This is a genomic window from Exiguobacterium sp. PHA03, assembly GCF_041945985.1.
GTDB lineage: Bacteria > Bacillota > Bacilli > Exiguobacteriales > Exiguobacteriaceae > Exiguobacterium_A.
In genome coordinates this window covers 715005-735392 of sequence record NZ_JAUTYQ010000001.1, presented here as the reverse complement: position 1 = coordinate 735392, position 20388 = coordinate 715005, and the positions used below count along the sequence as shown (strand labels likewise).

The 20388-nt window shown below is 44.4% G+C and carries 21 protein-coding genes; 17 read left to right on the top strand and 4 right to left on the bottom strand.

Features of this window, described 5'->3' with window-relative positions; genetic code table 11:
* Nucleotides 1-33 precede the first annotated feature (33 nt).
* From Q7C19_RS03835 to Q7C19_RS03765, 15 genes are all read left to right on the top strand, one after another.
* Nucleotides 34-3762 (top strand): ABC transporter permease, encoded by a 3729-nt coding sequence (locus Q7C19_RS03835; protein ID WP_375091665.1) that lies wholly within the window; start codon nt 34-36, stop codon nt 3760-3762.
* A 297-nt stretch (nt 3763-4059) separates the two neighbouring features.
* Nucleotides 4060-7296, top strand: coding sequence for an ABC transporter permease (locus tag Q7C19_RS03830; RefSeq protein ID WP_375091664.1), 3237 nt, complete (start codon nt 4060-4062; stop codon nt 7294-7296).
* Between the two features lie 361 nt (nt 7297-7657).
* On the top strand, nt 7658-8551 hold the full coding sequence (locus tag Q7C19_RS03825) for a DMT family transporter (RefSeq protein WP_290750026.1): 894 nt from the start codon (nt 7658-7660) through the stop codon (nt 8549-8551).
* A gap of 28 nt (nt 8552-8579) precedes the next feature.
* Complete coding sequence (locus tag Q7C19_RS03820) at nt 8580-9050, top strand: DUF7878 domain-containing protein (protein ID WP_375091663.1); 471 nt, start codon at nt 8580-8582, stop codon at nt 9048-9050.
* A gap of 137 nt (nt 9051-9187) precedes the next feature.
* Nucleotides 9188-9592, top strand: coding sequence for a hypothetical protein (locus Q7C19_RS03815; RefSeq protein ID WP_375091662.1), 405 nt, complete (start codon nt 9188-9190; stop codon nt 9590-9592).
* 233 nt (nt 9593-9825) lie between these two features.
* A complete protein-coding gene (locus Q7C19_RS03810; protein WP_375091661.1) occupies nt 9826-10704 on the top strand; it encodes an NmrA family NAD(P)-binding protein in 879 nt (292 codons plus the stop codon).
* Nucleotides 10691-10984 (top strand): hypothetical protein, encoded by a 294-nt coding sequence (locus Q7C19_RS03805; RefSeq protein WP_023468121.1) that lies wholly within the window; start codon nt 10691-10693, stop codon nt 10982-10984. The genes Q7C19_RS03810 and Q7C19_RS03805 overlap by 14 nt, the downstream gene beginning before the upstream one ends.
* 36 nt (nt 10985-11020) lie before the next feature.
* On the top strand, nt 11021-11440 hold the full coding sequence (locus Q7C19_RS03800) for an RrF2 family transcriptional regulator (protein WP_290750013.1): 420 nt from the start codon (nt 11021-11023) through the stop codon (nt 11438-11440).
* Nucleotides 11441-11493: 53 nt separating this feature from the next.
* Nucleotides 11494-12348 (top strand): NmrA family NAD(P)-binding protein, encoded by an 855-nt coding sequence (locus Q7C19_RS03795; protein ID WP_375091660.1) that lies wholly within the window; start codon nt 11494-11496, stop codon nt 12346-12348.
* A 234-nt stretch (nt 12349-12582) separates the two neighbouring features.
* The gene (locus Q7C19_RS03790) at nt 12583-12885 is read left to right on the top strand and encodes a hypothetical protein (RefSeq protein ID WP_375091659.1); all 303 of its coding nucleotides are present in this window, start codon (nt 12583-12585) and stop codon (nt 12883-12885) included.
* A gap of 156 nt (nt 12886-13041) precedes the next feature.
* On the top strand, nt 13042-13323 hold the full coding sequence (locus Q7C19_RS03785; RefSeq protein WP_375091658.1) for a hypothetical protein: 282 nt from the start codon (nt 13042-13044) through the stop codon (nt 13321-13323).
* 18 nt (nt 13324-13341) lie between these two features.
* The gene (locus Q7C19_RS03780; RefSeq protein ID WP_290750002.1) at nt 13342-13680 is read left to right on the top strand and encodes a hypothetical protein; all 339 of its coding nucleotides are present in this window, start codon (nt 13342-13344) and stop codon (nt 13678-13680) included.
* A gap of 37 nt (nt 13681-13717) precedes the next feature.
* Complete coding sequence (locus tag Q7C19_RS03775) at nt 13718-14893, top strand: hypothetical protein (RefSeq protein WP_375091657.1); 1176 nt, start codon at nt 13718-13720, stop codon at nt 14891-14893.
* 210 nt (nt 14894-15103) lie between these two features.
* Nucleotides 15104-15556 (top strand): GNAT family N-acetyltransferase, encoded by a 453-nt coding sequence (locus tag Q7C19_RS03770; protein ID WP_035408230.1) that lies wholly within the window; start codon nt 15104-15106, stop codon nt 15554-15556.
* 163 nt (nt 15557-15719) lie between these two features.
* A complete protein-coding gene (locus Q7C19_RS03765) occupies nt 15720-16073 on the top strand; it encodes a hypothetical protein (protein WP_290773731.1) in 354 nt (117 codons plus the stop codon).
* A 425-nt stretch (nt 16074-16498) separates the two neighbouring features.
* On the opposite strand, the gene Q7C19_RS03760 is transcribed toward Q7C19_RS03765, so the two are convergent.
* On the bottom strand, nt 16499-16831 hold the full coding sequence (locus tag Q7C19_RS03760) for a zinc-binding dehydrogenase (protein ID WP_290749979.1): 333 nt from the start codon (nt 16829-16831) through the stop codon (nt 16499-16501).
* A 291-nt stretch (nt 16832-17122) separates the two neighbouring features.
* On the opposite strand from Q7C19_RS03760, the gene Q7C19_RS03755 reads away from it, so the two are divergent.
* Nucleotides 17123-17422 carry a hypothetical protein gene (locus tag Q7C19_RS03755; protein WP_375091656.1) on the top strand — a complete coding sequence of 100 codons (300 nt, stop codon included), beginning with the start codon at nt 17123-17125 and terminating at the stop codon, nt 17420-17422.
* A gap of 243 nt (nt 17423-17665) precedes the next feature.
* Nucleotides 17666-18358, top strand: coding sequence for a hypothetical protein (locus tag Q7C19_RS03750; RefSeq protein WP_375091655.1), 693 nt, complete (start codon nt 17666-17668; stop codon nt 18356-18358).
* Nucleotides 18359-18459: 101 nt separating this feature from the next.
* Here the strand turns inward: Q7C19_RS03750 and Q7C19_RS03745 are convergent, their stop codons facing one another.
* From Q7C19_RS03745 to Q7C19_RS03735, 3 genes are read right to left on the bottom strand one after another with little or no spacing between them, the layout of a single operon-like run.
* On the bottom strand, nt 18460-18846 hold the full coding sequence (locus tag Q7C19_RS03745) for a DUF3267 domain-containing protein (protein ID WP_290773723.1): 387 nt from the start codon (nt 18844-18846) through the stop codon (nt 18460-18462).
* Nucleotides 18836-19111 carry a hypothetical protein gene (locus Q7C19_RS03740; protein WP_035408250.1) on the bottom strand — a complete coding sequence of 92 codons (276 nt, stop codon included), beginning with the start codon at nt 19109-19111 and terminating at the stop codon, nt 18836-18838. The genes Q7C19_RS03745 and Q7C19_RS03740 overlap by 11 nt, the downstream gene beginning before the upstream one ends.
* On the bottom strand, nt 19108-20382 hold the full coding sequence (locus tag Q7C19_RS03735) for a hypothetical protein (protein WP_375091654.1): 1275 nt from the start codon (nt 20380-20382) through the stop codon (nt 19108-19110). Before Q7C19_RS03735 ends, Q7C19_RS03740 begins: the two co-directional genes overlap by 4 nt.
* Nucleotides 20383-20388 lie beyond the last annotated feature (6 nt).

Sequence of the window (20388 nt, the reverse complement as noted above, 5' to 3'; positions counted from 1 at the left end):
GTACCATCATTGAAAGGAATCGAGGTTTTGTCGATGCTTAAATTCATCTGGAATTCCTGGTGGCGCAACAAGGAGCGGTTCATTCTGCTCCTCGTCGGCGTTCTGATCGTCAGTACCGGACTAAGTTACTTAATCGGTACGACGCAAGCCAACAACGGAACGGTCGTCGATGAACTGCAAAAACGCTGGGGATCGTCGTACGATATCGTCGTTCGTCCGGAAGGCAGCCGGAGCGTGACAGAAGACTTGAACCTGCTCGAACCGAACTACATGAGTGGGCTCGACGGCGGGATCACCCGCAAACAATATGAGACGATCAAGCAGATTGCTGACGTAGAAGTCGCAGCACCGATTGCGATGATTGGGAACTACAATACGAATGCTGAAACGGATACCTATAATTTCAAAGAACCGGGCATTTACAAAATTTCGTTTACGGATATGCAAGATACTGGGCTAAAGAAAGAAACAGAATCTTATTCATTCTTTGCCGGAGCCGGTTGGTTCCCTCCTGAGAGTGACGGATTGAATCGAGATGTTTCACCGCAAGAATTAGGCGAGTTTCCTATCTACGGTTACGGGAGCGCAGTGATGCTTGCCGGGATTGATCCGGAAGCAGAAGCACAACTCGTTGGACTCGATCAGGCAACCAAAAAGGCTACGCATAGTCGTTATTTCACGAAGGACGATGTCGTGAACGATTATGGTGACGGTGTTTGGGACATCCCATTGATCATGAACAGTCAGGAGTACGTCAATGCTTCGCGGACCTATCGCTACGAGAAAGTCGATATCCCGCTCGTCAAAGATTCAATGGTTGAAACAGTACGCAGTATCATGAAAAAAGGTGGCGAATCCTATCTCAAGACGCTTCCTGTTAAAGATACGAAGGAATACTATATTTCGACAGAGCAAGCATCAAAGCAACTTATTAAGAACATTCTCGAAGATAAAGTTCCGGAAAAAGCAAGTGGTAGCTTTGACTGGATGTTTTTAAAGCCATCGTCTGTCGAGTATCAAACGATTGCTAGTCCCTTTGCCAAACGTTGGCCGTTCACCTATCAAGTAACACCTCAAGAGGTCGATAAGGACGTCCTCATTTCGAAACGATCGATGTATCGAAAAGCTCGTGTCTTCGGTGACAACACGGGTAACCTTGATAAAGTACCGAAAATGCATTTGAACTACATTGGTGTCTTTGATCCGAAGAAATTGAACATCTCGAAAGACCCATTGACGGAACTGCCGATGGAGACCTATTTCCCGGCGAAAGCCCAATGGGTCATGGACAAGAATGAAAAACCGGTCAATCCAGTCCGGGAAGTCAAACCGACGAACGACCCGTATGACTTCTTGACGAAACCACCATCGATGCTGACGACGCTTGACGCCGCCTTTAAGTTACGTGGTGATAAAGCCATCTCTGCCATTCGTGTCAACGTCAAAGGTGTCGAGACGATGAACGCGACGAGTGAGAAAAAGTTGAAAGCTGTTGCTCAAGAGATCGAGGACAAGACCGGTCTGATCACCGACGTCACGCTTGGCTCCTCGCCACAGCTCGCGCTGACATACCTCCCTGGATTAAAAGGTGAATCGGCACTCGGTTGGATCCAGCAACCGTGGATCAAACTCGGTTCATCGATGGCCATCTTCCAAGAAGCGAAAGTCGGAATGAGCGGCATCATCGCAAGTGTCATCGCTGTTGCGCTCGTCTATGTCTTTAGTTCAAACATCATCTTACTCTATGCCCGCAAGAAGGAATTCGCGATCTTACTGTCGCTCGGTTGGCGTCCACGTCAGCTCTCGAAGCTTCTGTTCCTGGAAGCAACGTTACTCGGCACACTCGTCGCCTTGATTTCTTGGACGATCCTCGGTTCGTTCTGGCTGACGACGGATCATCCGATTGCCTTATCACGGATCATCTTGATTGGACTTGCTGGTCTATTGATTTACTGGGGCGGTACGCTCGTCCCGATGACGCTCATCCGCCGGATTCAACCATTCGAAAGTATGCGTTCTGGTGAAGTCTCAAAAGGTCGTCGCTTCGTCCGGGCACAAAGTGTTCTTGGGATGAGCATCAACCAACTTGCAACGTATTGGCAACGGACGATCCTCTCGACAATCGCGATCGCCTTGCCGACGAGTCTGTTCATTTTCTTCCTATTCATCACCTTCCGACTGAAAGGTGTCTTGTATGCGACATGGCTCGGCGAATACGTTGCACTCGAAGTCGGCACGATGCATTATGTTGCGATGGGTGTCGCTTTACTTATCGCTATCCTGACGACGACGGAGATCATGTGGCAAAACGTCAACGAACGAAAGAGTCAGCTTGCCGTCTTGAAGGCAACTGGTTGGCGGAACGGTCAAATCCGGACGCTCGTCTTAAGTGAAGGATTAATGACGGGACTGTTCGCTGGAATCATCGGCTTACTGATCGCTCTTGCGATGATCGGCTTCGTCTATAACCAGTTCCCAACAGGTGAGCTCGGTTTCTTGAGTGTCATGTTGTTGATTCCTGCCATCACGGGAATTCTCGGTGCCCTCTTACCCGCTCAACGCGCCGTCAGTATTACACCAAATGCTGCGATTGGAAGTGTCGCGACGAATACGAAAGCGACGGAACGACGTTTCCGACTGGCCTTATCCGCAGTTGGTGGTGCCCTTGTCGTTGGTGTCGCTTCCCTGTTCTTCTTTGCTACGACAGAAGAAGGACCAGCGTCCACGAAACCGATACAAACAGCTACGCCAACGGTCAAGACGACAGGAACGAAATTGGCAGACGTAAAAGACACGAAAAAGAAGGCGTCCTCTACTAAAAAAGTCAATTCGAGCAAGCTCGATCAACTAATGGAGCGTGGGGTCGTTCAAACCTATCCGGGAGACCCGAAAGCGAAGAGAAATATTTTCCGCGTTGATAAACTTCTCCTATCACCACCAAAAGAGTTGAAATTGCCCACTCTCGATGACGAACAATATGTCACGGTACCGGTTATTTTAGAGAACTACAAGGATAGTAACGTAGAAGGTGGACCTGCTATCTATAAACCGAACACATTTACCCTAGAAGATACGAACGGGAAAGTATACGAAACGGTTGATTATGAGAATCGTAATCCAGATGTATGGAAGGATGGCTATCGCTACTTTGCTCCTTCCGTTTCTCGAGTCGACCTTGTATTCCGTGTACCAAGTGATAAAAATACGTATGTGCTTCTCGCGACAAGCGAAGCCATTGCGAAGCCGACGACCGTCAAAATCGAAGTCGATGCTGTAGATGTTACATCAACCACCGTGAAGACCGGACAAAAGAAACAGTCAAAGAAAAAGAATACAGACGCCATCGAAGAACTGATGAATAAAGGTGGTCTTCAGACTTATGCTGGTGATAAAAATTTAATGAAAGAACGTGGGTTCATGGTCAGTTCGGCGAAACGTGTTCCACTTAAGAATCTTCCGAAAGATAAACAAGCCGTATCTGTCAGACTTGAGATGCAGGTAAAGGGTGAAGATTCAGCTGACTCTTATATCGACTATAAACCCTCTTCTTTCCCATTGATGGATCGTCACAAGAAAAGCTACACGCCTGAAGAAACGATCAATCTGAACAAAAAAGCCTATTCAGAAAGCTTAGGTTATTACGCTCCGTTACACTCAAAAATTGATGTCATTTACATCGTACCTAAAAATGAAAATACCTTCGTCATGAACGTAAAAACAGGATTCACTGGTTTTCTCTACACCGTTAAAATCAAATTATGACCTTTTGCTATCTCGGTCCATCATCAAGCTAGATGATGGGCTTATTTTTTGCTTTACAACTACAGGATATACAAATGACTCATACTTAATTATTTGAACTCCAAGGATTTATTAAAGGTTTCAATAGTAAAGTATTGGATTTATAATGAAATATATGGTTGTTTGCTCAGATTTCATTCAAGAGCAGATTCTGATAAACAATCTGATCTTTCTCACACCTAAAGCATGGATTCATGAAGAGTAAACCGCACGATCGTCTTACATACCAACTCGACTTACAAAAGGAGGTCATCATCAATGCTTAGATTCATCTGGAACTCTTGGTGGCGGAACAAAGAACGATTCATTCTTCTTCTCGTCGGCGTCCTGATCGTCAGTACCGGACTGAGTTATCTGATTGGGACGACGCAAGCCAATAATGGAACAGTCGTCGACGAACTTCAAAAACGTTGGGGATCGTCCTACGATATTGTCGTTCGTCCGAAAGACAGCCGAAGTGTGACGGAAGATTTGAAGTTGCTTGAACCAAACTATACAAGTGGTCTTGACGGCGGCATCGCGCGTAAACAATATGAGACGATCAAAAAAATTACGGATGTCGAAGTCGCTGCCCCGATTGCGATGATCGGAAATAGTTATATCGATGCGAACGTCGGTACCCACACGATCACCGATCCCGGCATCTATAAACTGACGATCACCGACTCCCAAAATACCGGTCTGAGGATGGAAAAAGATACGACGACTTCGTTCCTTGCTGCCGGTTGGGAACCTCCAAGCGGGACACGTGTGAAAGGCGTGTCTTTATTAGAACTCGGAGAACAACCATTATTCGCTTATGGTAGTGCGACGATGCTCGCTGGAATTGATCCGGAAGCCGAGGCGAAAATGGTCGGACTGGATCAATCGACTAAATCCGCTACATACAGCCGCTATTTTAAAACGGATGACAGTCCCGTTGACATGGGGAGTGACGTCTATCAAATCCCGATCTTATTAAATCAGCGCGAGTACGTTGATGCCTTCCGGACATATAAATATGAAAAAGTTGATCTCCCCTTACAGAACGATTCGATCAATACGACGATGGAGCAAGTTATTCAAAAAGGTGGCTACAAGTACCTGAACACGTTACCTTTATCGGATAAAAAAACATATAAAGTCACGACTTCGGATACGCAGAAGACATTAGTGAATGACATTCTAAAACATACGGTTCCAGAAGAGCCACCCGGAAGCTTTAATTGGCTAGCACTCAAACCATCACCGATTTCCTATCAGAGTGTCGCTAGCCCCTACCCCTCCCGGTGGCCATTCAGCTACCAGGTCAAACCATATGAAGTCACAAACGATAGCCTACTCGCCAAACGAACGATGTACCGTGAAGCACGTCTATTTGGAACAGACATCAACAACATGCCTAAAATGCGTTTTAATTACATTGGTATCTTTGATCCGAAAAAGCTAGACATTTCAAAAGATCCGTTAACGGAACTACCAATGGAGACCTACTTCCCAGCGAAGGCTCAGTGGGTCATGGATAAGAAGGATCGTCCAGTTAATCCACCACGTGATGTCCAACCGACGAATGATGCCTATGACTTCCTGACAAAACCGCCTTCGATGCTGACGACACTGGATGCTGCCTTCAAGTTACGAGGCAAAAAAGCAATCTCTGTCATTCGCGTCAATGTCAAAGGTGTCGAGACGATGAATGCAGAGAGCGAAAAGAAACTCCAAGCGGTCGCGCAAGAAATCGAAGATAAAACAGGACTGATCACAGACGTCACACTCGGTTCCTCGCCACAACTCGCTTTGACCTACTTACCTGGTTTAAAAGGAGAATCGGCTCTCGGCTGGGTGCAACAGCCGTGGATCAAGCTCGGCTCCTCGATGGCGATTTTCCAAGAAGCCAAGGTTGGGATGAGCGGGGTCATCTTAAGCGTCATCGCGGTTGCTTTAGTGTATGTCTTTAGTTCGAACATCATTTTGCTGTTTGCTCGGAAAAAGGAATTCGCGATTTTGCTGTCGCTCGGTTGGCGCCCGCGTCAACTCTCGAAGTTATTGTTCCTTGAAGCGACTCTCTTAGGAAGCTTCGTCACCTTGATTTCTTGGGCGATCCTCGGCTCATTCTGGTTGACGACGAGCCATGCGACTTCAGTAGGACGTATCATCCTGATTGGTCTCGTGGGTCTTCTCATCTACTGGGGCGGCACGCTTGTTCCGATGGCACTCATTCGGAAAATTCGTCCTTATGAGAGCATGAAGTCGGGGGAAGTTTCAAAAGGACGCCGGATTGTCCGTGCTCGGGGCATCGTCAGCATGAGCATCAACCAGCTCGCGACCTATTGGCAACGGACGCTCCTGTCGATCATTGTGATTGCCTTACCTACAAGCCTGTTCATCTTCTTCCTGTTCGTCACGTTCCGCTTAAAAGGTGTCTTATATGCGACGTGGCTCGGTGAATTCGTCGCCCTTGAAGTCGGAACGATGCATTATGTCGCAATGGGCGTCGCATTTCTAATCGCTATCTTGACGACGACGGAAATCATGTGGCAGAACGTCAATGAACGAAAAACACAACTTGCCGTCTTAAAAGCCACCGGTTGGCGAGATGGGTACATCCGCTCGCTCGTCCTGATTGAAGGGATGATGACCGGACTCTTTGCCGGCATACTCGGTCTACTCGTCGCCCTCGGGATGATTGGCTTTGTCTACAATCAGTTCCCGGTCAGCGAACTCGGCTTCTTAAGTACGATGTTATTGATCCCGATGTTAACTGGTGTCCTCGGTGCATTGCTCCCTGCACAACGCGCCGTACGAATTACACCAAATGCTGCTATTGGGAGTGTGGTCATCAACTCGAAAGCGACAGAGCGTCGCTTTAAAATCGCCCTTGGAACGACGGGTGGCGTCTTACTTGCTGCAGTCTTCACCCTCTTCTTCTTCGCGTCGTCTGAGGATACTGATACATCGACGACTCCGGTCACTTCAAAAATACCAACTGTCCAAACGACGGGAAGTAAGTTACGCGATATGAAAAATGATTCAAAGCCAACTGAAAAAGCACCGTCTAAGTCAACTGCGACGACCATCGACAAACTGATGGATCAAGGCTTAGTTCAAACCTATCCCGGTGATCCGCTCCATAAACAGAGTACTTTCCATGTGGATCGGTTAATTCGGACACCACCCCCGTCGCTCGATTTACCGACACTCAAGAATGAACGTTATGTAACGGTGCCAGTCATCCTACATGAAAAGGGAGAGAGTGACATCGGCTATGCGGTCTACAGACCGAACACTTTCACGCTTCAAGATGCGAAAGGACATGCTTATGAACCCATCGATTACGTCAATCACAATGAAAAAGCATGGGTCAATGCTTTTCAGTATTATCCTCCGTATCGCTCTCAAGTAGATTTGGTCTATCGCGTGCCAGACAAAAAAGCGACCTATGTACTGTTAGCGGACGGGGCTGCAGTCGGTAAAAAAATCACCGTTAAAATTGATCTACAGAAGCGAACCAATTAAACCTGTTTTCTGCGCAAGAGGCTGACTCAAAAAAGAACGACGCGTCTTTTCACGCCCTTTCCTCAGGCGAGACACAAGCCAATTTCCTGCTTCACTTAATCAGGAAAGCGGGTCTTGTTCGTCTCTGACAACGCATAAATGCGTTTTTTCCTGTAGGAGTGGCGTGTGACGCGTCATTCTTTTTGTCATGAGATAAGGGTGGAAGATCATCATTCTGCAACCCTTATCTTTTAGAGACTGACTTTTGAGTCAGCCCCATTTCATTACTTCGAACGTCACTTCAGCAAACCGAATACCATGCTTCTCTGATACACTGAGTCATGGAAGTTACACTACGACATATTTAGAACGGAGACGAACCATGACATATTTCATGTATCTATTTTGTTTGATCGTCTGGGGACTGAATTTCATTGCTGTCAAAATCCAAGGAACACCTGTCGCCTTGGAAGTATCCCTGACCTATCGATTAGCGATGACCGCTGTTCTTTTCATCCTATTCGCGTTATTCATTAAACGAACGAACAAACCTAGCGCGACGGATATGCCTTTCATCGTCGTATTCGGTGTCTGTAACTTCGCTCTGAGTTACTTATGTCTTTATTACGCGACGATCTTAAGTTCTGCCGCCATCGTGACGTTGATTTTCTCACTCAAGGTCATTTTGACACCAATCGCTCTGCGCTTGTTTTTAAAAGAGACCCTCCATGCGCGCGTTTGGATTGGCGGATGTTTTGGTATCATCGGCGTCGGTGTCCTGATTGTTCCGAGTCTAAGTAGCATCGATGGACTGACCGATTTAAAAGGGGTCTTGATTGCCTTGGTCGGCACGCTATTGACGTCAGTGGGTGACGCCAGTTCAGCGCGTAACGCCAAACAACGAATCAACCCGGTCCACGCCAACGCGATTGGATTTACTGTCGCGAGTCTACTGATGGGCGCTATCGTCTGGTTCCAAGGAACACCGCTTACGCTCCCGACAACCGTCACCTATCTTTCTGCTTTACTGTATTTAACCGTGATCGCATCATTTCTTGCCTGGCTGTTTTATTTGAAACTCGTCGAACGGATCGGTGGTGCGAAGAGCGGCTATATGGTGGCACTATTCCCTCTAATCGGTGGTGTTGCTTCAGTATTGATCGGTGAATCGACGCTGTCTCTTCCTTTAATCATCGGGTGTCTATTTAGTTGCATCGGGGCTTCGGTTGCTCTAGGGATTCGTCCGTTTCGGCAACGAAATAAAGTATTCAGCTAATGTCAATTCATGAACCGGAGTGATGAACATGTCTTCTCAAATTAGATGTACGTATGATTTTTTAAATTCACCGAACTCTATTTCAAATTCTTCAGCAAGGGACACCCTCACCATTCTGTCGATTGAAGCGAATGTCAAAATCATCATTGATCAAGCACTATATCTCGAAACATCGATAGCCATCTTCGAGTTTTATAAATCGTTGTATCGGTGGAAAAGACAGGTGACGTCGATCTTCATTCCTGCCTTCTCTTATTACTCGGTGGAGTTTGATCATGATGAAGAAGGGGCAATCGTATCGATGGTCCCTTTCACGGATCAAGGTCGCATTCAATCGATATGGGGCGACGAACGGATGAACACTGTTATTCCTCTCGACACCTTGGTGACATGCTTGTCTGATTTAGAAAGGCAACTTCGATTCGATCTTGAAGCGTACTTCGACATTCAGCTGGATGCCTTCATCCGTCACATTCCCTATTCGTCATCAAAACTTTAATAGAATGAGGAGACTTCTATATGCTTGATTTATCTCGGTTCCAGATCGAGCTTGATATCAAGAAACCAACACCCTATTTTCAGTCAACACCAGAACGCCGTATCCGCTTTTTAATGGAAGACCTAAATGCCTCGTAATTGAAAGAAATTCTTCAGACGATTTTTCAAGAAGACAGATCCATCCACCTTCTATTCGTTGCTGCATACATCCATTATCATCGGCGCTACTTAGCAAAGGCACGAGTATGCTCATCGATCACGATTCGAAACTGGAAAGAGTATATCGTGGAAGATGAAGTAGCTCATACGGGTGTCGTATATGCACATGTGAAACATATAAAGCTAGATGAAATCATCTCCTACTGCTTAAGCGTCTATCGAGGGCACACGCCAGTTTATATCGTCTTCTATGACTCGGATTTCCTTTTGTATGTGTCGACTGATGTAGTGGATGTCATCGGAACAGACGTGAATGCGATTAAGACACTCAAGGAAACATACGCGTACATTTACGATAGCCTTCACAACAAGTACGAAAAGTAATATTCATAATAAACCTAGATATGTAAACATAAGTATTAATAATTAATTTTTTTGATTATTAAGGTTCATATATTGAATAAATGGAATACTTATTTATGTTTTTAGCAGGAACTATCATCTATCCAGTATTTGAAGGATAATTAGGGTATTATATAACTAATACAAGTATTTTATTTACCATTTTCCAACATCAGTGATGCCTCGTTCACCTAAGAGAGGAAAGGAACCTTCCCATGATTTTCATTACGGACTTTTCTTCACCGATCGGGCAGCTCGTCAGCCAACGTATGCGCACGGAAGAACAGCCTTTTTGCATTGGGGTATCCGATCCACAAGCCGCTTCCGAATTATATGGAGAGCATTTTGACTTTCGTCGATTCGATGTCCAGGATGGCTCGACGTTCGTAGAAGCACTCGCAGGTTGCGATCAAATCTTTCTCGAATTTCCTGCAAACGCGAGCTTGGAGACATTCGAATATTTTATTCATTATCTCAGACAGACTGCCCTGCAACACATCGTCTACCTCTCAGCCAAAGACGCACTATCCCTCCCATTCACGCCACATCATCGTATTGAAGTCGTCATTCGCCAAACCGACATTCCCTACACGACCATTCGTCCTAGCTACTACATGCAGCATTTAAACATGTTCATGCGAGATATGTTACGAGATCATGCACACCTCTTCGCACCGGCAGGAATTGGTAAGACGTGCATGATTGATGCCCGTGACGTAGCGACCGTCGTGATGACGTGTCTTGAAAACCCAGCCACTCACTTCAATAAAATCTATACGATCAGCGGTGAAGCGGCTTACAATTTTTACGAAGTCGCCCGGCTTCTCGGAGAAGAACTTGAAACAGAGATCATGTATACGAACCCGTCGATTGATTTTTTCCGGTCCTTTATGATGCAACATGGATTGTCTTACGAAGAAACCAATGAAATCATCAAACTTCATGTGCCGATCTTATTAGGTCTAGCGGATGAGACGGATAACCACTTTCTAGAACTAATTGGTGAACGACCGATCACCCTTCGGCAATATATAAAAGACCACCTATCCGATTGGGTAAATGAAGAGGAGGGCAAAGCATATGATTACTCATGAACGAGCACTGTTCGTTCGTCAATGCATCGTCGATTATTATCACCGGCTCGGCATTCATTGTCAGGTGACGATATTCACAGAGTACCCATTGCAATTGTTGCTCGACTTCGATTCTCGAAGAGATGAACTGATTACGCCTCAACGGCGAAGCCTCTCCTGTCGGTACATTCGCGCCCACCTCATTTCTGCTTTGATCACATTCGATGATTCCTACACGCATGTTTACATGACGAAAGCGCCCTTTTCCTCCATGACGCGATATTGTCTCTTGATTGTCTGATATCATCGTCAGTCAAAAATGAAAGGAGATGCGGTCGTGCGGTTGAAACGTGCTACGGAACATGGCTTACTGACATTACTTTTTTTGGCACACACCTCAAAATCGATGACACGAAGAGGAGAATACGTAAAGACGAGAGACATTTCGCTTCAATGTAACATCTCGTACGAGCATCTCACGAAAATCATTTCAATTTTAGGAAGAGCAGGTCTTTTACGAACCCATGCTGGACGAGAAGGCGGTGTTCAACTCCTCCCATTGAGTCATACTGTCCGGGTCGGAGATGTCGTCGCGTTATTCGAACGTCCGCTTTTTCCGGGAACGCGTTATCAGGTATGTGCGTTAGATCAACTATTAGATGTTGCACTGATTTCATTCTTTAATACGCTCAATCAAGTTACGATAAAGCAATTAGCGGATGATTTACCACCTCACTTTTTCTTAGACATATCATGATTTACTTCTCATCAAACAGCAGTTCAGTCAAGTGTACAGGAAGGACGTTACACATGACGATTTTAGTAACAGGATTCACAGGAAACGTTGGACTAGCCGTCGGTCATGCAATGATGAAGCGACATATTCCCTTTCATGCGGCTGTCATCGACCCAGCAGCTGCTTCAGAGAAATTCGGCAATGCTTTTCACTATCGTCACCTGGACTACGCCGATATCTCAACGTTTTCACAAGCGTTAAAAGGCGTCGATCAACTCTTTTTGATGTATCCGTCCCAAGTATCAACACGACAGTTCCATCTCTTTCTGCGCTATTTGCGCTTCACCTCAGTCCGGCACATTGTTTATCTCTCGTTCAAGGATGTTCCAATCTTTCCGCTGACACCTCACCATACGATCGAAAAGATCATTCAAGAGACCGGTATCCCGTTTACGATCATCCGTCCCGGATACTACATGCAAAATTTGAATCTCTTCATGCGTGATGACATCCGTTTTCACGAGCAGATCGTTACGCCCGCTGGTCTTGGGAAGACAAGCATGATTGACATCCGGGATATCGCGACGTTCGTCATCCATTGCCTCGAACATCCTGCCCCCCATTTCAATCGTGTCTATACGTTGCATGGCGAGGAAGTTTTCGGCTTCCATGAAATCGCAAGTCTGATGACGCTACTCTTAGGAAAGACGATCCGTTACACGAACCCTTCGATTCCATTCTTCCAAATGAAGATGGTTCAAAAAGGATATCCGAAAAGCTACGTCAATGAAGTCATCATGTTACACCTCCCGATTAGTCTTGGACTCACGAAACGAACGAACCGTCAGTTCCGCGAGGTGACTGGTACTGAGCCGATTCCCCTAAGTCAATATATTCTCGATTATCAAGCCCACTGGGAGAAGCATTGATTCCTCTATTCTTCGTAAAAGGAAAATGACTTCCCCAAAACCTAGTCATCTCAAAGAGACACGTGTGCCTCATTCATAATCCCTTCATCCATTTGAAGGGATTTGATAGTTTATTGTGGAAAATGATTCTATATGAAGATTCTTTTGCATGATATATGACTTGATTGATTTTAATTTCCGATTTAACACTATTAATTATTCAATAAAGGAGGAGCTGGTATCCTTAAATTCATTTTGATTGGTTCACTACTTGTCGTGATTGCTTTTTTTATCTATTTTGAGCCATTTCGGATCGAACCCTATGACCCAAACGTCGAAGTAAACGGTAAAGCGATTCCAACTGTCCAAGGTTCTTATTGCTGGTCCAGTTTGTTCAGTGCTCAATGTGCGGACATGATCTATGTGGATGCTTTACACATGACTGAAAAAAGTAAACCCGTCATCGTCTCACCCTCTGACAAAATTCATCTCTCGTTTGATCGTAAACCCGATTCGCTCGAAGTCGTACGCTGGGATTCGAAAACGAAAAGTGAATAGGTTTCATTAATAAACGACATTCTTAGCGCACCGTCTGCTCAAGGTACGTATACCTATGAGGTCGTTGCCGGATGGAACGAACATGGTGACGGTCTATCCGCCTTTTTGATTCAGGTCCGATAAAACCAACCTCACTCAAACAGGAGATGAATAATAATGCGTAAAGGTTTTCGACTCTGGCTACCCTTGCTCTCACTTGCTGTCTGTCTGTTCAATGCCTTCGGCTACGATGATAAAAACATCTTGTTGTTTCTGACGAGCCCTGTTTTCTGGCTTCTCGAATCACGATCCTTTCTTGGAACGTGGCTAGATTCCTTCCATGTCCCACTGTTCCTGATCTACAGCCTGACCTTGATCAGTTGGTTCTTGATTGGCTTACTAATTGATGTCATTCTTTCTGTTTTGTTTAGACGATCGTCTAGACGCATCCATGATTAACTGAGGAGGAAAATACATATGGGACCAACCAATGACATGTGGGTGTGGGTACTTTCCTACGCATTCTTTTTCATCACGCTTATCAGTGCAATCTTCGTCGCGATCAAGCATCCAGCCTTGAGAAAAGCGTCGATCCGAGCGGTGGTAGCGATGCTTTTCCTGTATGCACTATTCATTTGGAACTCTTTGTACCGTCTTGACATTACAGAATTCAAACATTTTTACGAAGGATTGACGACACTGCGACCGTGGGCATGGATGTGTATCTTCTTATTCGCCTACACATTAAAGTGGTGGTATCTCGTATTTCTTTACACCCGTCGTTCGAGTCCTTCTTCACATGAGGTACAGCAATGAACTACATTTCCAAAAATCTTCGAAGGAGCTATCCGATATGAAATTACATCGATTCGCATCCGTCTTTTTCCTCTCGACCATCGTTTGGACGACAGCGGGTTGTACCATGATGGAAGAACAAGCGACACCGCGTGTAGCACAAAAAAATATCGCGTCACCTGAACAAGTAAACACTTCCTTGAAGAAAGCAACGACCGACTCCAATAACCAACAAGCAATCGAATTAGAAAAGCAAACGAAGCGCGTCACGTTAGGTCAAACGAAAACGTACGACCTTTCTTCATTACTGAGCAAACACCGTGTCTCGATCGATCCACAGTATTTCTACCAAAACCAGATCTTCTACTTTGACCTACAAGAAAACAAGAGTGTCATCTATACATACGATACGAAACGACAGCATAACAAAATCGTCCGTGCGACGAAGAATGCAATCCCGATGATGACGGGTACAGGTGAATTTTTACTATGGGTCGAAACGGAACAGCCGACAAAGACAGGTGTGAAATGGTCGATTCGTCAACTAAGAATTACAACGAATCAGGTGACAACGCTGGATACTGGCGAAAGTCGCTTCGATACATCTCCTCCGAGAATCGATGTCACGTCAACTCGGGTTTCCTGGATCACGCAAGAAGCGACTGCACAAAAAACGGTTTCCACGATCAAGACGTATTCGTTAAAAACCGGAAAGATCACACCACTCCAGTCCTTCATCTTAAAAACAGGAAAGGTACAAGACGGTCTATTCACATACGAGCACCGCGATAGCGATGACGGCGTGACCTTATACACGTCTCACTTTAACAACGGAAAGAACGTCCGTGTGCTTGAAACGCTGGATGGTGCCTACAAAAAAGAGATGTCCGGGTTAATTGATTTCAGTCGTAGTGGCACCTATTTCGCTCTCGGCACAGAAGGCGACGCCATATTCCAACCCATCGGATTGGACGAAAAGACGCTGAACTATTCTGCTTCCAGTGCCCAAACGTTGATTAACGGTATTCAATTCCTTTCGAACACACAAATCGTCTTCCGAGAAGGCATCAATCAGTTGATGTATGCGGACTTAAAAGCGAAGACCGTCGCTCCTCTGACGGACTTTGAAGAGTTGGTATCGGTTCCTCTACTGCAAGATGGGAAACTCACTTACTCCATCACGAACGGGAAAAAATCCACCTTGCATGTCGTAAAGCTTCTCCCGTCTAACTAAACGATCATGATCTTAATCTAACAAAAGAAAGTCGTTTTCCGTTACTCGATACGGATAACGACTTTTTTTCTTACATGCTGTTTTGTATTCTTAAGAAGGACAGAAGTTCACAGGTACTTTCGTAACGCTTCTACATCAGCTATTGTGGCAGCAGAGTGAAACTGAAGCCTAAGACAAACATATATCAATCGATCCGTGAGGAGAATGAATATGAACATCCGACAATTATCCGTCCATGAAAATCCACCGATGGACCTCTTGCTAGCAGCGGACCCGTCTCAAAAGTTAGTCGAAAGCTATGCAAAAAGAGGTTATTGTTTTGTCGCTGAAAGGAATGACCAATGGATTGGTGTATATGTACTTCTCCCGACAAGACCTCAAACGATAGAAATCGTAAATATCGCAGTAGATGAGTCGCATCAAGGACAAGGTATCGGAAAAAATCTTTTACGACATGCGATTCGCACAGCGAAAACACTGGGGTATACGACCGTTGAAATCGGGACGGGCAATTCAAGCATTGGACAGCTAGCACTTTACCAAAAATGTGGATTCAGAATCGTTGGAGTCGATTTAAACTTCTTCTTGAGACACTATGAAGAGGTGATCATCGAAAACGGGATCCGGTGCACGGATATGATTCGGTTATCGCAAGATATATAAGAATTTCAGCATTCTTTTCGAAAAGTAGATTCCGCTATCTCACAGTGAAACTCGAACGATTATGAATGAGACATCATGAGGCTATTAACGTTATATAGGATTGCAAAAAATGGATTCATCCCCCATAATATGAACATACGTTCTTATTATAAGGAGGTCCATCATGCAGCACCTTCAAAAAGAAATCACTCATCCGGTGTCGTTATCTACTATGAATCCGCTTATTTGCCTCTCCATCGATTCATCCGTTATTCTTCACAATGATTCTTCCATTTCGGCGACTTATAAAATGGAAGTCATGTTATTCATTGCTTTACGGGAGAGACTATCCTTAAAACTGCTTCTTCCCCATCACTCCGGTGACGCTGCAGAACTTGTCTACATTGAAGAAGTCGACTTCGAGAGTCAACAGTTGACGCTCTTTCATATGAACGATTCGTCATTGTCTTATCATCGCTACGTCGAAAACGACGACTTCCTCTCCCAACAGCCTCAACTATTACTCAGCTTGGTGTAATGTGTCATCCGTCATAAAGAAAAATGATTCAACATTCGTTGTTTCACTCCATTCTGCATCTGGTGTCAAAAATCGCGACGCTTTAAAAGTCTGTAATCAATGAATACCGTTTTTTTGACCAATCCGAAATTAAAGCAGAAGCCTTCCCGATACAATCGAGAAGGCTTCTTTACATGACATCATGTATGGTAGACGTTGTCAGTTTTTTTACGTTTTCTTAGTAATTTCCAAACTTACTTTCGAGCACTGAATGCTCAAAAACAGTTACGTCCAACCCACTAAATCAACTTAATTCTTCTGCAATTAAAACGACGACGTTACCGAATTTTCGCCCGGTGTCGACATAACGGTGCGCTTCGACGATTTCATCAAGTGAACAGATATGGTCGTGACGGCTCTAAATCGTCCCGCTTCAAACAGTTTATTCAAATAGTGTATATCTTCTTTCCGTTCTCTCGCCACACCTTACCCCGCGACGGATGCAAAGACTCGTTTTGTTTGACGTGCCGTTTCGCTTTCGTCTTATTAATCTTTCCAGACGCATCGAAGACGGCATCGTACTTCAGCAACAATCCATCGTAGCCGTCCTTTGTATAATCGATGACGTGATCGGCACCGAGCGCTTTGACCCGCTCCGCATTTTGTCCATTACAGACAGCCGTCACCTGCAGCCCTTTTGCTTTTGCGATTCGAACAGCAGCCGTTCCGGCAGCGCACGATGCAACGTAAATCAAGATTGGAGTGGACGACAGATGCATACACTTTGATGAGTACTACAGTTGATTTCGGATCCAAACGAGGTATCACTCTAATATGCACAACATCCAGTGGTTCGTAGCAGGTACAGATGGCTAGCTTTATCGTAATTCCTCCTCTGATCGAGATGAGGGTATTTTATCAATCATACGTAGTTTATGCCTGAATTCCTTTCATTTCAAAGCAAGAAAGATTTTTCTGATTTGCATCAATCGGTGTCACAACTGGTAAAATTTATATAATAATACGATTTCATCTAACCCTATTAACTGACGAAAGTAGGTGCCTGGTTCATGCCGACGCGTCGTTGGCTTTTCGCTTTTATTCTATTCCTTTGTATGCCGCTTGGTTCCTGTACACACGAGAACGATGCACGTGTTGTCGAAGAGATTACAGGGGACACGTTATTCGTCGCTCCGAGCGAACAAAAACCGGACGAACAGTATGCTTTGACAAAGATTCGCGTCACAACGGATACGATCGTGTATGGCAAAACAGATAACACGGCTGACATTCAGACGGGTGACACGATTCAAGTGACGTTTGCAAAGGACTCGACTGTCGCGATTGAAATCCGTCGAGCAGACAACTGAATCAGAAGGGATTGTCCACAATGCTCCAAATACTTCGCCATCTACGCAATATTTTCATGCTTGCCACTGCGATTTTTGGTTCATCCTATTTTTTTCAAAAGAATATCGGAAATGATCTCAATGGTTTCTTGTACATCGGAATACTAGGTGCGATGGGTCTTTGCATTACCACAGGACTACTCTGGTATCTCAAACGAAAAGAATCGCACGGTTTTTAATAAGCTCATCAAAGGAGACACAATTATGATGATACGTCCGAAAAAGTCACACCGTGTTCAGTTGAAAGTACTCTTCGCGCTTCTGTTCACACTTTCGATGATTGGTGCTGTTTTCGCACCTCATTCTGTCGACGCAGCGACAAAGGAGTATGCGTCTTACAAGAAGCTAAAACTCGGCATGACTGCGACAAACGTTGCAAAATCGCTCTACGGAAAATCATATAAGAAATACATAAAGAAAGAGCATGGCGTCACAACACTCAAACAAAAAGCTGCATTACGAGAAATTGAAGATGACTATGCTTTGTACGCTTTTGCCTTTTATCCCTATGAAGTAACAGACGATCATTGGTTTAAGCAAAGAATGCATCTGATTTTCAAGACGAAACAAAACGGTCACACCTTATACCTTGCAGAGAAGGAATACATCCCTAAAACACCGTCAAAGAAACGACTCTTACCTGGAAAGAAGATCAAGCCCGGCATGACGCTAGCTGACGTCGATCGTGTTCTTTCAGGTATAGGACTTGGTGTCATGACGCTTCATCATACAGAAGATTACTCTACGATTGGAGAAGTCTATGCTGAAGGCACAGTCGTGTACCGAGAAAAACAGGGGACGCTTCTCTACTCGTATCGAAATCCAACGGGTGATGCATTAATGATCGTTGCATTTAAATATGATTTCGATCAAAAGAGGTATATCGCTCAAAAATAACGCCGGATACCAAATTTATCTTCGCTAGAATCTTTTCCATGTAAATAACCCCTCATTCCGCTCGAGGAATGAGGGGTTATTTGCATAGAAATGCACAAATATTACAGAGCGTCATTTCTGCGCTGTTCTTTTCTAATCATTCTTAAGCAGGATAACAGGATCATCTGGCCGTCTGTTGTCACCGGGAAAAAATTAAATACATTTGATAAACATAAAATTTTAACTAAGACCCATCCACCGCCATCTCCTTCTATCCAAATACCGAACGAAAATAAAATCGCAGGTGCAGAAGCAGCAATGATTAAATTTTGCCAGTCATTCTGATTATTCTCATAGCGGACGATTGGCGTTAAAAATCGATCGAGTTTCACTGTCGGTCGCCGTCGAAACACCCATGCGAACAATAAATGGATCATTTCGTGTATCGCTACGACAATGAAAATCAGAAGAATATAGCTGATAAGATGCAGAACTGTCTCAGCTGTCATGACGCGCTAACGTTCGCCGCTTCTGTAAGAAAACACCAAACAATGTGAATAAAACGATAAACACTAAATAGAGAACAAGCGCTTGAAGTGTCAACGCGAAGTGTGTATTCAATTCCTCTTTAGTCATTACCGTTGTAATTTTTAATCCTGTCATCGTCGTCACGACACTCGTTTCATTGATTTGAAACAATTCATAAATATAATCGACCAAAAAAATAATTGCCCACAAAACAGTACCAACACCAATTAATTTCGTGATTTTCATTTTGCCACCTCGTATTCTTTCTTTAAAATGAGATATAAAACACCAAGTAAGATCGCTAAAGTCGGATACAATGCCCCATCGATACTGACGAGGACAGACAGTAAGACAATTAAAATGATCGTCAACACGGATGCAATCGTCTCATTGATATTACTTTGAGATTTCGGAAATAAAAATCCTGCAATTGTAGCCGCGAAAAAGATATTGATTCCATACATATATGGATTCAAACTGTTTGTCTCAATGATACCGACATATAGTGCAGGTGCCATCAAGATGATGGCGACAGCAAGGAGTGACATGAGTTCCATCAAGGGATGGATCCGGTACAGTCCGTACAACTTTCTAACTGCTAATGTTGCGTCTGCATATGTAATCGTCACTACTCCAAGTATCGGCAATAAGAACAACCAGAGTTGAAAAGTTCCCCCCCACCCGACTTGGTACCATGCTCCGATTGACATCACACCAAGTAATGCCCAAAAGTACAGAAAGTTTTTACTTCGGATGATTGCAGGCATAGTAGTCGCTAAACCAATATTGAAAGCAGGCAATCCTAACTTGAAGTAATTCTGCCGGACATACAAATGGTTTCGAGCAAAGAAAACTGCATGAAGAGTATAGGCAATCGTGCCAACGACAAGACTCGTCATCAACATAACTAGCGTGATCGTTAAAATCGAATACGGTAACGTACTAACCCATACATCAACCTGAAATCGTGTTTTTAATAAATGAAGTGTCACGAGACCCACTAATACTAGATCAAGAATGAAACTGAAAATAGTACGCTTCATACCTGATAAACGATGCAATACTGCTGCATGGAGACAATCCAATAACCAAAAGCTACTGATGAATACAGTATGAAGTGTTATTAAAACAAGCAGTGCCGTTCCCAAGCGCATAGGAATTAGTTTCAGTGCTGGTGCAACGATGATCATCAGTAATTCGAAAAAGACTAGGGCAACAGAGAGTTTAAATAATCGCTGGCTGATATTGACTTCTCTTTCTGAGAATGGAAGTGTCTTCGCAAAAAATAAAGAGTTCCGATTCAATGAGACGGTTCCATTAATTAAAACGAACATAAAGGTACCTAAAATAAAGACGACATTAAAATAACTGCTGAGCGTCATCTTCCCTGCCAGCAATCGTGTTGTCTCATCTGCTTCCACTGCATTATTCGATAGGGTGGAGAGCTGAACCATGTTTAGATAAAAGTATCCAAGATAGAGACCCATTAGAAGAATACCTAACACGTACCGATTCATCCGACT

Coding starts and splice junctions, on each gene's coding strand:
- Q7C19_RS03835 (WP_375091665.1), top strand. CDS start 34: ATGCTTAAATTCATCTGGAATTCCTGGTGGCGCAACAAGGAGCGGTTC.
- Q7C19_RS03830 (WP_375091664.1), top strand. CDS start 4,060: ATGCTTAGATTCATCTGGAACTCTTGGTGGCGGAACAAAGAACGATTC.
- Q7C19_RS03825 (WP_290750026.1), top strand. CDS start 7,658: ATGACATATTTCATGTATCTATTTTGTTTGATCGTCTGGGGACTGAAT.
- Q7C19_RS03820 (WP_375091663.1), top strand. CDS start 8,580: ATGTCTTCTCAAATTAGATGTACGTATGATTTTTTAAATTCACCGAAC.
- Q7C19_RS03810 (WP_375091661.1), top strand. CDS start 9,826: ATGATTTTCATTACGGACTTTTCTTCACCGATCGGGCAGCTCGTCAGC.
- Q7C19_RS03805 (WP_023468121.1), top strand. CDS start 10,691: ATGATTACTCATGAACGAGCACTGTTCGTTCGTCAATGCATCGTCGAT.
- Q7C19_RS03795 (WP_375091660.1), top strand. CDS start 11,494: ATGACGATTTTAGTAACAGGATTCACAGGAAACGTTGGACTAGCCGTC.
- Q7C19_RS03785 (WP_375091658.1), top strand. CDS start 13,042: ATGCGTAAAGGTTTTCGACTCTGGCTACCCTTGCTCTCACTTGCTGTC.
- Q7C19_RS03780 (WP_290750002.1), top strand. CDS start 13,342: ATGGGACCAACCAATGACATGTGGGTGTGGGTACTTTCCTACGCATTC.
- Q7C19_RS03775 (WP_375091657.1), top strand. CDS start 13,718: ATGAAATTACATCGATTCGCATCCGTCTTTTTCCTCTCGACCATCGTT.
- Q7C19_RS03770 (WP_035408230.1), top strand. CDS start 15,104: ATGAACATCCGACAATTATCCGTCCATGAAAATCCACCGATGGACCTC.
- Q7C19_RS03765 (WP_290773731.1), top strand. CDS start 15,720: ATGCAGCACCTTCAAAAAGAAATCACTCATCCGGTGTCGTTATCTACT.
- Q7C19_RS03760 (WP_290749979.1), bottom strand. CDS start 16,831: ATGCATCTGTCGTCCACTCCAATCTTGATTTACGTTGCATCGTGCGCT.
- Q7C19_RS03755 (WP_375091656.1), top strand. CDS start 17,123: ATGCCGACGCGTCGTTGGCTTTTCGCTTTTATTCTATTCCTTTGTATG.
- Q7C19_RS03750 (WP_375091655.1), top strand. CDS start 17,666: ATGATGATACGTCCGAAAAAGTCACACCGTGTTCAGTTGAAAGTACTC.
- Q7C19_RS03745 (WP_290773723.1), bottom strand. CDS start 18,846: ATGACAGCTGAGACAGTTCTGCATCTTATCAGCTATATTCTTCTGATT.
- Q7C19_RS03740 (WP_035408250.1), bottom strand. CDS start 19,111: ATGAAAATCACGAAATTAATTGGTGTTGGTACTGTTTTGTGGGCAATT.
- Q7C19_RS03735 (WP_375091654.1), bottom strand. CDS start 20,382: ATGAATCGGTACGTGTTAGGTATTCTTCTAATGGGTCTCTATCTTGGA.